The organism is Chitinophaga agri, assembly GCF_010093065.1.
GTDB classification, from domain to species: domain Bacteria; phylum Bacteroidota; class Bacteroidia; order Chitinophagales; family Chitinophagaceae; genus Chitinophaga; species Chitinophaga agri.
The window spans coordinates 4,202,454-4,215,654 of the sequence record NZ_CP048113.1 but is presented as its reverse complement, the minus strand read 5'-3'; the positions used below and the strand labels follow the sequence as shown (position 1 = coordinate 4,215,654).

Annotated in this window: 12 protein-coding genes; 5 read left to right on the top strand and 7 right to left on the bottom strand. The window is 43.7% G+C overall.

Annotation, left to right across the window (positions count from 1 at the left end):
- The first annotated feature begins 83 nt into the window (after positions 1 to 83).
- The gene (locus GWR21_RS16690; RefSeq protein ID WP_162332849.1) at positions 84 to 596 is read left to right on the top strand and encodes an Lrp/AsnC family transcriptional regulator; all 513 of its coding nucleotides are present in this window, start codon (positions 84 to 86) and stop codon (positions 594 to 596) included.
- Positions 597 to 601: 5 nt separating this feature from the next.
- On the opposite strand, the gene GWR21_RS16685 is transcribed toward GWR21_RS16690, so the two are convergent.
- On the bottom strand, positions 602 to 1,090 hold the full coding sequence (locus tag GWR21_RS16685; RefSeq protein ID WP_162332848.1) for a hypothetical protein: 489 nt from the start codon (positions 1,088 to 1,090) through the stop codon (positions 602 to 604).
- 420 nt (positions 1,091 to 1,510) lie between these two features.
- On the opposite strand from GWR21_RS16685, the gene GWR21_RS16680 reads away from it, so the two are divergent.
- A complete protein-coding gene (locus GWR21_RS16680; RefSeq protein ID WP_162332847.1) occupies positions 1,511 to 4,747 on the top strand; it encodes a TonB-dependent receptor in 3,237 nt (1,078 codons plus the stop codon).
- A 192-nt stretch (positions 4,748 to 4,939) separates the two neighbouring features.
- Entirely contained in the window at positions 4,940 to 5,761 is an 822-nt protein-coding gene (locus tag GWR21_RS16675; RefSeq protein WP_162332846.1) for a hypothetical protein, read from the top strand.
- Here the strand turns inward: GWR21_RS16675 and GWR21_RS16670 are convergent.
- The 6 genes from GWR21_RS16670 to GWR21_RS16645 form a co-directional block, all read right to left on the bottom strand.
- Positions 5,732 to 6,157, bottom strand: coding sequence for a hypothetical protein (locus GWR21_RS16670; RefSeq protein WP_162332845.1), 426 nt, complete (start codon positions 6,155 to 6,157; stop codon positions 5,732 to 5,734). The two genes, GWR21_RS16675 and GWR21_RS16670, sit on opposite strands and share 30 nt — an antisense overlap.
- Positions 6,158 to 6,728: 571 nt before the next feature.
- Positions 6,729 to 7,493, bottom strand: a complete 765-nt coding sequence (locus tag GWR21_RS16665) for a hypothetical protein (RefSeq protein WP_162332844.1) — start codon at positions 7,491 to 7,493, stop codon at positions 6,729 to 6,731.
- A 409-nt stretch (positions 7,494 to 7,902) separates the two neighbouring features.
- Positions 7,903 to 8,310, bottom strand: coding sequence for a hypothetical protein (locus GWR21_RS16660; RefSeq protein ID WP_162332843.1), 408 nt, complete (start codon positions 8,308 to 8,310; stop codon positions 7,903 to 7,905).
- Between the two features lie 79 nt (positions 8,311 to 8,389).
- Positions 8,390 to 8,698 carry a YHS domain-containing protein gene (locus tag GWR21_RS31375; protein ID WP_202928953.1) on the bottom strand — a complete coding sequence of 103 codons (309 nt, stop codon included), beginning with the start codon at positions 8,696 to 8,698 and terminating at the stop codon, positions 8,390 to 8,392.
- Between the two features lie 36 nt (positions 8,699 to 8,734).
- On the bottom strand, positions 8,735 to 8,968 hold the full coding sequence (locus GWR21_RS16650; protein ID WP_162332842.1) for a hypothetical protein: 234 nt from the start codon (positions 8,966 to 8,968) through the stop codon (positions 8,735 to 8,737).
- Between the two features lie 185 nt (positions 8,969 to 9,153).
- Positions 9,154 to 11,232, bottom strand: a complete 2,079-nt coding sequence (locus GWR21_RS16645) for a M13 family metallopeptidase (protein WP_162332841.1) — start codon at positions 11,230 to 11,232, stop codon at positions 9,154 to 9,156.
- Between the two features lie 144 nt (positions 11,233 to 11,376).
- On the opposite strand from GWR21_RS16645, the gene GWR21_RS16640 reads away from it, so the two are divergent.
- Positions 11,377 to 11,901 carry a hypothetical protein gene (locus tag GWR21_RS16640; RefSeq protein ID WP_162332840.1) on the top strand — a complete coding sequence of 175 codons (525 nt, stop codon included), beginning with the start codon at positions 11,377 to 11,379 and terminating at the stop codon, positions 11,899 to 11,901.
- A 37-nt stretch (positions 11,902 to 11,938) separates the two neighbouring features.
- On the top strand, positions 11,939 to 13,198 hold the full coding sequence (locus GWR21_RS16635) for a replication-associated recombination protein A (protein WP_202928952.1): 1,260 nt from the start codon (positions 11,939 to 11,941) through the stop codon (positions 13,196 to 13,198).
- Positions 13,199 to 13,201 lie beyond the last annotated feature (3 nt).

Sequence of the window (13,201 nt, the reverse complement as noted above, 5' to 3'; positions counted from 1 at the left end):
ACAAATCTATAATGAGTTGTTAATCATGAATATTTTTCAGGCTTAGACCTTTATTCTGCGTAATTTTAGTAAAATATTCCCCAATGCATTTCACGTTAGATGAAACCGACCTGCACATACTGGACCTGCTACAGGAAGACGCCCGTCTTACTAATAAGGAGATTGCTGCCAGACTGGGTAAATCCGTGACTTCTATATTTGAACGGGTAAAAAGGCTGGAAACCGAGGGCTATATAAAAGGGTATGTGGCAATATTGGATAAGAAGAGAATGGGTAAACAGGTGACCGCATTTGCCAATATCACACTAAAGGAACATGGGCATGATGTTTTCATACTATTTGAGTCAAAGGTCAATAGCTTTCCGGAGGTGATGGAGTGCTATAAGATCAATGGACCTTATGATTATCTGTTGAAGGTGATGGTAGCTGATCTGGAGGAATACGAGTTGTTTATCTCCAATAAACTGTCACGGCTGGATGCTGTCAGCAGGATCAATAGTTTATTTGTCATCGCAGCGCCTAAACATGAAACTGCCCTGTCTTTGACAACAGGGCAGCTAATCAAAACATCAAAGCATGGTAAACGTGAAGAATAATGTTATCAGTTCGCGGAGCTGTCTGTGATTCTCTTATAACGCATACTGCTGTATCCAGTCGCGCACCACAGCCACCACCAGTCAAGGCGGAAGGTCTCAGTACCATCGATCCACTGTAATCTGTACTCAGTCAATACACCGTTTTCGGTGAGGTCAAGCTTTATGACTGACTGATGGATACTATCGGAATAAACATATCCGGCTTTGTAGGTGCCGCTGAAATGTATGTTAAGTCCGGGTCTGTCCATCGAGTAAGAGCCATCCCTACGGAATGTAAAGAAGATCTTGTCCTCATTTGGAACAACTGCATTCCATTGCATTGTATCTGAGAATGGGAGATATCCGTTTAGCTCCCATTTACCGACAACGTCAGCTTTGTCGCCAGGTTCCCAGCATACAACAGGGTTTATTTTGTCCTTTTCGGAGCAGGCTCCCAGCGCAAGGGAGGCAGCAATGACACAGCACAGTAATAAGGCTTTGGAGATTGGTTTCATATACGGGGGATTTTAGATTAAAGCGATCCTGCTACCTCAGATGTTACATGCTGTAAAAACTTAACATACAAAATTATCAAACTTAATATTGGGGTAACCTTCTCTTAACACACGCAGGTTATTTTTGAAAATATGCGAACAAATAAGGAAACCTATTAATATCGAAACCCTTTTTGTTAATGCGAACCAAGCTTGTATGAATAAAATTTCAGTTACTTCTCCTGTCATGCATCCTATATCTATGCCCGGGAATGAGTAAGAAATTGACAAGCCTAACAGAAATATTGATCACATAACTCGATAGCTTAATTTGTAAGTTGTTGAGATTGATACGTGCGACCAGGTGTTAACATTAACTTAATATTGTGTTAACATATGCGTAATGTAGCAGGGATACGTTTGCGTCAAAATTGAAAAGACGTGAATAAGCAATTCTATTCATTATTGTTATTTGTGAGTATCCTGGTGCTGTCTGTAGCCAACCTGAAGGCGCAGATCACTACCTCCCAGATCAGTGGGAAAATAGTGAGCACGAAAGGCGAGGCCCTGCCAGGGGTTACAGTACTGGCAGTAAACACTTCCACCGGTACCCGTTACGGCGCACAGACACAAGCCGATGGTCGTTACCTTATCAACAACATCAATCCGGGTGGTCCTTACACCATCACCGTTTCCTATATTGGTTTTAAGACTGAAGAAGCGCCTGGGATCAATCTTTCCCTGGGTAGCTCTACTTTCAACTTTCAGCTGACAGACGCTTCTACTGCACTGAGCGAGGTAGTCGTAAAAGGTAACAGCACCCAGAAAGGTAGTGCCTCCTTTAAGATCGGTCAGAACGCATTAAAAACACTGCCTTCCATTAACCGTAGCTTCCAGGATTTTACCCGTGCTACTCCACAGAGTAACAACAACTCTTTCCTGGGTACCAACTACCGTTATAATAACGTCACACTGGATGGTGCTATCAACAATGATGCGATCGGGTTCAGTCCTTCCATGGGTGGTCAGAGCAACAGCTCCGGACAGCCTGGTAGCAGTACCCGTTCTAACCCGGTATCACTGGATGCGATCCAGGATATCCAGGTGTACCTGGCTCCTTACGACGTGAAAATTGGTAACTTCCTGGGGGGTAGTATCAATGCGGTAACCCGTAGCGGTACCAACGAATTTCATGGTTCTGTATATGGTTTCGGCCGTAACGCAGGCATGATCGGTAGGAACAATGCAGGTGACGGTTCAAAACTGCCTTCCGATTTTCATGATTACCAGACTGGTATCAGATTGGGTTTCCCTATCATCAAGGATAAATTATTCTTCTTCACCAACGAAGAGATCGCCCGTCGTCGTGATCCGGTGATCCTGGGTGCAGGTTCCGCGGACATGCCGCTGATCACTGTAGAAGAAGCTGAAAAGATCCGTCAGCACATGCTGAACCTGGATGTTACCAAGAGTGGTAAATACGATCCGGGAACTTATAGCAACACTTCTATCTACGCTAATTCCAACAAGTTCTTCAACCGTGTAGACTGGAATATCAACGACAAACATCAGTTGTCATTACGTAATAACACTATCACTTCGGAAGCAACTAACCTGGAACGTGACCAACAGAACTTCCGTTTCGGTGGTATCGACTTCAAACAGGTGAACAATCAGAGCTCCACTGTAGCTGAACTGAAAAGTCGTTTCAATAATACAGTTTCTAACAGTTTGATCATTGGTTACTCTACTGTTCACGATTATCGTGAGCCATCTTCTGATCCTTCCCTGGCACAGATCCAGATCAAATCGAGAGGTGGTACCATCTTCCTGGGTACTGACCGTGAAGCGTCTATCTTTGACATGAAGCAGAAGACTTTTGAGTTCACAGATAACGTGAATATCTTCAAGGGTAAACACAATATCACCATTGGTACGCACAATGAGTTATACAACATCACTTATGGTTTTGTAAACTCATGGAATGGTCGTGTTGACTACGATAGCATTGGTGCTTTCCTGAATGATGCGCCTAGCCGTGTACGTGCTAACTTTAACTATACTAACAACTCCCGTGATTATATCATGGCGAATCCGCCGGCTCAGTTCAAGATCGGTATGTACAGCCTGTATGCACAGGATGAGATCCAGCTGACTGACCGTTTCAAACTGACTCCAGGTCTCCGTTTCGACTATACCAGCCTGCCTAACAGACAGCGCCTGAGTGATAAGACCACTGGTTCTCCGGTTGATCCTAACTTCGGTACAACTTACAGTTATACACAGCCGAAAGATATCAATAATAAATACCTGAACAATATTCAGATCTCCCCTCGTCTGGGCTTTAACTACGATATCAAAGGCGATCAGAGCCTTGTACTGCGTGGTGGAACAGGTCTGTTTACCGGTCGTATTCCATTCGCATGGTTAGGCTATGCCTACTATAACAATGGTACTTCTTACGGTGCTTACGACAAACGTTTTACAGCAGCAGCACCTCCGGCAGCTGGTAGCAATCCGGTGAAAGTATCTGACCAGGGTGCTGCACAGTTTGTGACTGCACAGGGTGTTAATGTGAATGACGCTACAGGTGCAACACAGGTTGACCTGATCGACAATAATTTCAAAATGCCACAGATGTGGAGAAGCAGCGTAGCATTAGACTACTCTACACAGAACAGATGGAAATTCACCTTTGAAGCGATCTACACTAAAACCATCTATGATCTGAAATTCCAGCAGGTAAACCTGGTAGATAATCCTACTTATATGGTATACGATACAGATAAGCAGCAGCCTATCTATAGCGGTTCTAAGATCAACTCTAAATTCACAAACGCATACCTGCTGTCTAACACTAACAAAGGTTACCGTTATGCAGTGACCGGCCAGGTGAGTAAAGCATTGGACTTCGGTTTGAATTTCAACGTAGCCTACACTTACGGTCAGTCTAAAGACATCACCAACGGTATCCGTAACTCAATGGAGTCTAACTGGCAGCTGAACCAGGCACTGAATCCGAATGATCCACATCTGGCTTATTCTAACTTTGACATCCGTCACCGTATCGTGGCTACTGCCAGCTACAAAAAAGACTGGACACGTGATGGACGTTTCATTTCTAACTTTGCCCTGTTCTTCAATACAGCTTCTGGTACGCCATTCTCTTACGGTTTCGTAAACGCTACTGTACAGGGTACACCACAGCAGGTTAGCTTAGCATACATTCCGAAAGATCAGGCTGAAGCACGTAAGTTCTTCTCTGCTGAAAACCAGGCAATGGCTGATGCATTCTTTTCTTACGTAGAAGGTGATAAATACCTGAGCAGCCGCAAAGGCCAGTTCACGGAACGTAATGGTGGCCGTACGCCATGGAATACACAGGCTGACTTCCGTTTCTCACAGGATTTCAACTTCAAAGCAGGTAAAACAACGCATACGCTTACACTGACTTACGATATCATCAACCTGACCAACCTGTTGAACAAAGACTGGGGTATTCAATACTTCTCTCCAAACACTTTCAACTCAACAGCGAGCGTTGGTCTGAGCACCAAAACTGCAGGTACGCCTACCGCTTACCCGGTATATACCTGGTCTAACCCTGGCACTCCATACTCAAGAGACTTCTTTGGTAGCAGGCACCAGATGCAGTTAGGATTAAGATATTCATTCTAATACGTGAGGTTTGATAGGAAAAGCCGGACTGTGGTGACACAGTCCGGCTTTTTTTATAGGATAGGGATCGTTGTGCTTTTACTCAATGAAAACCAGTAGATTTGCGCCGCGCTTACGGCGTTTGTTACCTCAATCCCCAAATGTCGCCGGCCATTTTTTACTGTAAGATAACGCACCAAAACTTTTGAGATAATGTCCTTATTTTTTCAAAAACCTAATATGCTCAAAATTGAGCTAAATGAAGAGAATTTTTTTACGCTTACGGGATGTTCGTTGCCGTTAAAATTAGTATTAGGCTGCACTGGTGTTTATCCTTTTTATAGTTTTACAGAACTGCGGGATAATCCTCGTCTCCATGTGATTTTCGTGCTAACGGATTTACTTCAGGTAAATATCGTTACCGACGCAGTAGAACTTGAAAGAAGATTTGACTTCGACAACCAGATAGTAAGAAATGAATTATTTACACTGAGTATTGATAAAGAAACAGGGATGGGGTTAATCGCGTTCAGCAGTCAATTAGATTACCTGATGATAGCAGGCGTTGAACGAATGGAATGTAAGGCAGCGGGTACATATGGAATAAGAAAAATATTTAGCGGCTACTTCGTCTGGCCTTCTTACGGTTGGAAGCCACTCCCAGATGGTGAAAAAGTATACAAAAATGTATTATCCAGATTTGGAATAGATCATGAAAAATTTCCAACTCCAAATGATTTAATTAGATGCGAAGAACTTATAACCTTTACATCAGAGTTAGAAAATCAGGAGTTGACTATGACCGGGAGAGATATATGGCTGATATATGGAGAAAGTATAGAGGCGTACTTTGATTTAACGCCGAATGATGACTGTATGCAACGTTACAAGGATTACATTTTATATAAACAAGCAAAATTAAATCTCATCTTGCAAGCTCATAATAACGAGGTTAACCAGCTAACTGAAAATGAACTCAAGAATGTAAAACACCTGTTAGAGTTTTTAAATAAGCGAATACAATTGCTTTTCTAAGGTCTTAATTTGATCTTCAATTTGACGTGGGTCATTTTTTACATGCTCAGCGAAATTTAAAGCAGCTTTTTGCGCTTCGCTTAATGATTGAATAGCATTATCGTCTCCTGTAAATGGGCCGTTGTTTTTGATCTGGGTTAATAGAGTTATCTCAGCCCACAAGAATAATCTTTTACTTTTTAGTTCCTTTTCCTCGTTGGTTGGCACAGGGACATTGAACGGATAATTTTGATTTACATACATGTAGGCATTTTGGTTCTCCATTGCCTCCATCTGCTTTAGTAAATCCGTATTTCTTTTGGTAATTACTGCATTATTTTTTTCATCTGCTTTCATCATTTTGTTTTCTGCTTTCAGCTGACACTTCTTAAAAAATCTATTTGAGCTTGGTACCATGGTATTCTATTTGTTAATTACTAGGAATAGTTAAGAAATAGCATCATTTATTGACATATGTTCAATTAAATGCTGTTTGGTCTAAGCTTAATCATTACTTTATATTAATAAAGTTAATTGAAATACCTAAAATTTAACTGTCTTTATTGCCCATTAACAATATAATCGCAATTATGATACCTAAAGCTGTTTTAGAGGGCACGTATCATTTTGACCTGATTGGCGGACAGACACTGCCGTATGTTGGTTTGTTTATAATCTGATTACTAATGATAAGAGACCGCCCATAAAGAAGGTAATAGGCAATATTAGCCCAGAAGTAAAGGTGGACTTGATCCGTAAGTATTATACACACGTGGTTTTGTCAGACAATACCCGAGAGATGAACAATACGCTGAGTTTAGGCAATAAGAAAATGTCAGCAGCCAGACCTGCTGAGCAAGATTTTGAACATAACCGATGTTAATAAGCGTATTTTAACCAGGTATAGGATGACAAAGAGGGAGAGATCAACAGAACGGTTTCTTTATTCAAGTATATGGTTGGCGCATTGATCTCTGTTTAACGATGATCACTCCCTTTGGATATATGAATCGGGGGAATGTGGGTATGTGGAAGCCACTACGTCATATATGGCTGGTGCTGATGTCAAATATGCTGAATGTTTCTGTGAATGATACACCTGCTTTGTCTGTGGTTCGAGAACAGCAATAATATCTGCAGCCTGGTAATGCCGGTTATTCGTTGGAACATCCCCATTAAGCGCCCGTATTTGCACAATAACGACCAGCATCCCATTGCCAGGCACCTCTACTGAAAGCGTGGTACCGGTAAATACCCCCATGGCAGGAATGACCGTCATAGCTGCATCCACCCCTATTATCCTTCTGGAGGCGAAATCAACACGCGTGGCAATGACCTTTACTTCTAATGCAGTAAACTGCCTGTATTGAGGCATTGTCTGTGCTGGTATATGTAACACGCCGTCCCTGGTAAACCGGGGCGCTACCGGCAGGAACTGTTCTATTCCGGTATGCTGATTGAAACGAAAGCCTGTTATACCCTTCGTGTTACCAATACCCGCCAGAAGAAAAGCCCTATTCAGCCGGTTTACATGATTGCCATCACAGGGGATATCCAGATCAGGACCTACCGCCCGGCGGATAAGTGCCGCTTGTTTGCTGGCGATACCGAATCGTTTAGCTGCCTGACGGGTCGCGTTTGTCTGTCTGACCTTTTCCGGCATACTACGCAGATAGTATTGTCCATCCCGGCAGTAGCCGATGATATTGCCGAGTTTCCCTGTGAATGTTATTAAGGAATTTTGCTTTGCCATTTACAATTATATTGTTATACAGTTAATTTACTGAATTTATATCTTTTGTTTTGGCGTTCATGTTAGATGATGTTTAATATAATTAGCGATCCGATTGAAAATATTCAATAGGTCTCCGCCGATAATTGCGCAGCAGTGAATAGCGCTGCGTCAGCCTGTAAATGTCTTCGAAAACAGGTACACGATTCTCCCTGGAATGAGCCTGATAGTTCAGTTCCTGTCTGGGGTTTCCTCTTCCTGATAGAATTTGTTAATACGCAGATAATGTAGGGGTAACAGTGCAGTAATACACGAGGGGTAGCTTTACATCATAATTTGAACGTAAGCGTAGATTTTCATAAGCTGTTTTAATCGAACGTCCCGGGACTTATCCCGGGACTTTTTTATATCATGAATGCTTAAGCGCAATTTACCTGTTGATCAGGATGAACTTACGGCTTACCTGTTCTTTATTGACACCGATCAGCCAGTCATTAATACGGATGCTGGTATCCGTCAGCCTTTCTACCTGCAGATATTGGGCTACAGAATCCTGCCCGGTAATGATCAGGTTGACCTTATGACCGGCAGGGACAACTTTATAAGTTCCGGTGAGGTGGTAAGTTTTGGCATCAAAGACGAATTGTCCGTTCCGGCCAAATACATACAACGCAGAGTCTTTAGGACTGATTCCCTGCCAGGATGTATCCGGCAGGGAATACTGCTGGGATAACTGCCAGGAACCCGTTACATCTATTGAGGGGGTTGCCTCAATATCATTTTTCTCGCAGCTGCAGAGTAACATGAGTAGCAGCAAGCTGGTTAATAGTGATCTCATGCATAGGAGTTTGTAATTAGAACGCAAAATATTCTACTTAGTTACATGGGGTAAGAGATAAAAAAAGGCTGATGGTCGATTATAGCCCCAGTTTGCCTGCGTATTTCTCCGGATTCTTGTCAAACACTCGCTTACAGGTAGGGGAACAGAAATGAACGGTATCAGTTTTATAAACGCTCCATTCCTTATACATAGTATCATAAGGCATGCCACACACAGGGTCTGGCAGCTTACCGGCAACAACCGCATTTTCAGCAGGTGCATGTTCCGCTGGTTGGGTGCTTACGGAATCATGGCTGGCTGCCTCTTTGGTGCCAGCATTGCCACAAGCTGTCAGGAGCGCAGCAACCAACAATGTATAGGAAACGTAGAGTATGGACTTCATCATAATGGTGAATGGTTGATAATTGACGTTTGAGAATAATCAGGCTACTGCCTCATTGTCTTTATTAATACGCATCACTAATATGCGGAAGTATATCTTAATTGTAAAGGCCAGTACCGTAGCACCTATCAGGCTTAATGTGATAACAGACCCATTGGTCGTTGTCAGCAGGAAACCTGCCAGTTTAGGTAAATAAGGGAAAGCCATCGCCAATATAGCGATAATCAATATGTTACGGATTTCAGTGCGATATTGTCTAAACATGCCGGTCATGTGAATCCAATTTAATTCCTGTGAATAATGCTACAAAATTAAGGCATAATCAATACAAAGCATTGTACAAATCCCGGAGAATGATGACCGGTTTATGGAGATCAGCCAGGTGTCTGGCCTCTTACCCAAAATAAAAAGGACCGGCTACTCAGCCGGCCCCTTTTTTATTTTATAGCAAGTTATAATTACCAGATAACCACTCGTTTGTTGTCAGGCAGTACCATTTTGCTGTCCGGTGTACAACCCCAGGCCTCTGCGAATGCCTTCAGGTGAGGCAGCGGACCATTGATACGGTCTCTTGCCGGAGAGTGAGGATCGGTCTGTACCTGGTTACGCAGGGCAGCATCAGTCGTATTCATGTGCCATACCTGTGCCCAGCCCAGGAAGAAACGCTGTTTCCAGGTAAAGCCATCAATTGGTGCTGGCTCAGGTTTGCCTTTCAGGGATTTCTCCAAAGCACTATAGGCCAGGGTCAAACCACCCAGGTCAGCGATGTTCTCGCCAATGGTCAGTGCGCCATTGATGAAGAAGCCTTTTTGTACTTCAATACCACTGAAGTAATCGATATAACGTTTAGCTTGTTGCATGAAGTTCTTACGGTCAGCATCTGTCCACCAGTTTTTCAGGTTGCCATCTGCGTCGAACTGAGAGCCCTGGTCGTCGAACCCATGGGTGAACTCATGGCCGATTACAGCAATGATACCTCCATAGTTGATTGCATCATCCGCATTTGCATTGAAGAATGGAGGCTGGAGGATACCCGCAGGGAATACTACTTCGTTGTTCAGTGGATTGTAATAAGCATTCACCGTTTGCGGTGTCATGCCCCATTCACTCTTATCTACTTCCTTACCGATCTTGTTCAGTGCTTCTTTGTGCTCATAATTAGCCGCAGCAACAATGTTTTCCACCAGGGTACCGGGTTTAATATCTATGCTGGAATAATCTTTCCATTTGTCGGGATAACCGATCTTATAGGTAAAGGACGCCAGTTTCTTGTGCGCCATTTCCTTGGTAGCAGCGCTCATCCATGTCAGACTGTCGATACGTTCGCCATATACAGCACGTACATTCTCAATCATTTCTGATACTTTCTGTTTGGAGCTTTCCGGGAAGTATTTCTTTGCGAATAATTTACCCAGCGGCATACCCATTGTTGCATCTGTTGCACGGATAGCGCGCTCCAGACGTGGACGTTGCTGTTTGGCGCCACGCATCACGGTTGCAAAGAAGTGGAAGTTCTCATTATCCAGGGACTTGTTCAGGAAACCTGCGAAATGGGATAATGTCTGCCAGCGTAACCATGTTTTCAGGGTCTCAGGAGAGGTGCTTTTCAACAGGGCGGTAACCTTGGTGATGTATGGTTTGTTCTGCAGGATCAGGGTATCTGCTTTGATGCCCTGTGCACTTGTGAAAACATCCCAGTCATACTCAGGGGCCAGTTTCTTCAATTCGCTGTAATGTGCTTTGTTGTATGTCGCTACCGGATCGCGCAGTTCTACATTTGAGAGTTGCAGTTTGGCAACTTTGGTTTCAAATTCCAGGATGGTCTTACCCGGATTGGCATCAGTGAATCCAGCTGTGGCAAATTGCTTGTCAATGTGTTTTACAAACTCATCACGCACTTCCTTCGTGCTGGCGTCTGGTCTTTCGTAATAGCTTTTTTCGCCGAGGCTCAGACCGTCCTGTCCTGCATAAAGCGCATTCATCTTACTGTTGCGGGCATCCGCTTCAACACCGAAATTCACCAGACCAGATATGCCGATCGCTTCCAGCTCCCCGGATACTTTGGCAAAGCCAGCCAGGTCCTGGATCGTGTTAATCTTGTCGAGATAAGGTTTTAAGGGTGTAACACCCAGCTGTTCGATGGTCGCTGTGTCCAGGAAAGAGCGGTAGAAATCAGAGATCTGCTGCTCTTCAGTACCTTTTTTAAGGTCTTTTTGTTCAGCGAGTGACAAAATAATGCCTTTCAGACGTACTTCTTTATTTTGTTTATCAAGTACGTTGAATGCCCCCCAACGGCTTTCTGTAGAAGGAATGGGGTTGTTTTTTTTCCAGTTGCCATTTACATACTGGTCAAAATCATCGCATGGTTTTGCGCTGGAGTCAATAGAACTGAGTTCAAAAGCGGGGACTTTGGTAGTGTCTGCTGATGCTACAGCAGCGGAATCCTGCGTCTGTTTGGTGGTGTTGCCTCCGTTACATGCGGCCATAAGGGATACGGCTGCCAGTAATGGAAGTTGTAAAGCGTAAGTGCTCTTCATAAAAAAAACAGGTTTAGTGTTTAAATATAAATAAAACATCCCAAGCGAGCGCACCGCTTTTTTACAAATGGTCGGTTCATAGGGATGATTGTGGGTGGTTTGCGGACTGTTTAGTAGGTTTGTGGTCTTATTAAAACTGGATACATGGATTTTGGCGGTAAATTATTCAGAGTACTGAATGGTCTGGGAATGTTCGTAACTGGCATTTTGATTCTTTATGCATTTTTCTTTACAGTGGCAGCCGGTGCCCTTGAAATGCTGATGATGACATTTCTTCTGGCAGGTGTTTTTTTTCAGGCGCTTAAAACCAACGCTCTCATGCGTCATCTGGGGAATCCAGCGATACCATTGAAAGCAAATACCCCTCAACAGGTACAGTCACTGGCCTTTTTTCCTATTATGTTAGGCTTGATGGTGATATCATCCTCTTTCGCGATGAAAGATGCCGCATCCATGGACGCAATGATGGATATGTTTGATGAAATGAATAACGGGAAAATGTCTGTAAGTGAAGTGGCCCGTTCCCTCCTGTATTTACAGATAATTTCATCAGCATATGGCGGACTGCTCCTCGGAAATGCGGTATCATCATTGATATATCTGAAACAATGGAAAGATGATCAGCAAGAGAAGGATGAAAGTAAAAATCCTGAGGATCTTGACTTCTGATAACGTTCATCCTAACCCTTAATATATAATTGTAAATATGGAACCATTAGCCGAGCGCATAAGACCGGAGACCCTGGATGAGCTGGTGGGACAGGAACACCTGACCGGCAAGGATAGCATCTTACGTACAGCCTTACAGCAAGGCCGTATTCCCTCGATGATCCTGTGGGGACCTCCCGGTGTAGGAAAAACAACAATTGCAAATATCATAGCGCATACACTGGACGTACCTTTCTACACCTTATCTGCTATCTCGGCAGGTGTAAAAGAAGTACGTGAAGTGATCGAAATAGCTCGTAAACAGGGCTATGCCGTATTATTTATTGATGAGATCCACCGCTTTAACAAGTCTCAGCAGGATGCCCTGCTGGGCGCTGTGGAGAAAGGTATCATCACACTGATCGGTGCCACTACAGAGAATCCTTCCTTTGAAGTGAACTCGGCCTTACTGTCGCGTAGCCAGGTATATGTGCTGAAGCCCCTCAGTGAACCACAACTATTGCAGCTCATCCAACAAGCGATGCAACAGGATGAATGGCTGGGCAGTAAACAAATAGAGCTGAAGGAAACATCCGCATTATTCGGGATTTCCGGTGGTGATGCCAGGAAACTGCTTAATCTTTTTGAGTTAGTGGTGAATACCCTGCAAAACGAGCATCCTATCGTGATCACTGATAAGAAAGTGATGGATATAGCGCAACAACGTGTGGCCATTTACGATAAGACCGGTGAACAGCACTATGATATCATTTCTGCTTTCATAAAATCTATCCGCGGTAGCGACCCCAACGCGGCTGTATATTATCTGGCACGTATGATTGAAGGTGGAGAAGATGTGAAATTTATCGCCCGTCGCCTGTTAATATCTGCGTCCGAAGATATTGGTAATGCCAATCCTAATGCCCTTTTACTGGCTACCAGTTGCTTCCAGGCCGTGACCATGATCGGATACCCGGAAGCACGTATCATTCTGTCACAGTGTACTACCTATCTCGCCTCCTCTGCTAAGAGTAACGCAGCTTATATGGCTATTGGCAATGCATTGTCTGTCGTGTCGCAAACAGGCGATCTGCCCATACCTATGCATATACGCAATGCGCCAACGAAGATGATGAAAGATATGGGATATCATAAGGGATACGAATATTCCCATGACTACGAGAACAGTTTCTCTCCGCAGGAGTATCTGCCTGACCGTATCAAGGGTATGAAACTATATGATCCGGGTAAGAACCCAAGAGAAGAAGAGATGCGTAAGCACCTGCGTAGCCTCTGGAAAGAGAAATACGGGTATTAAGTT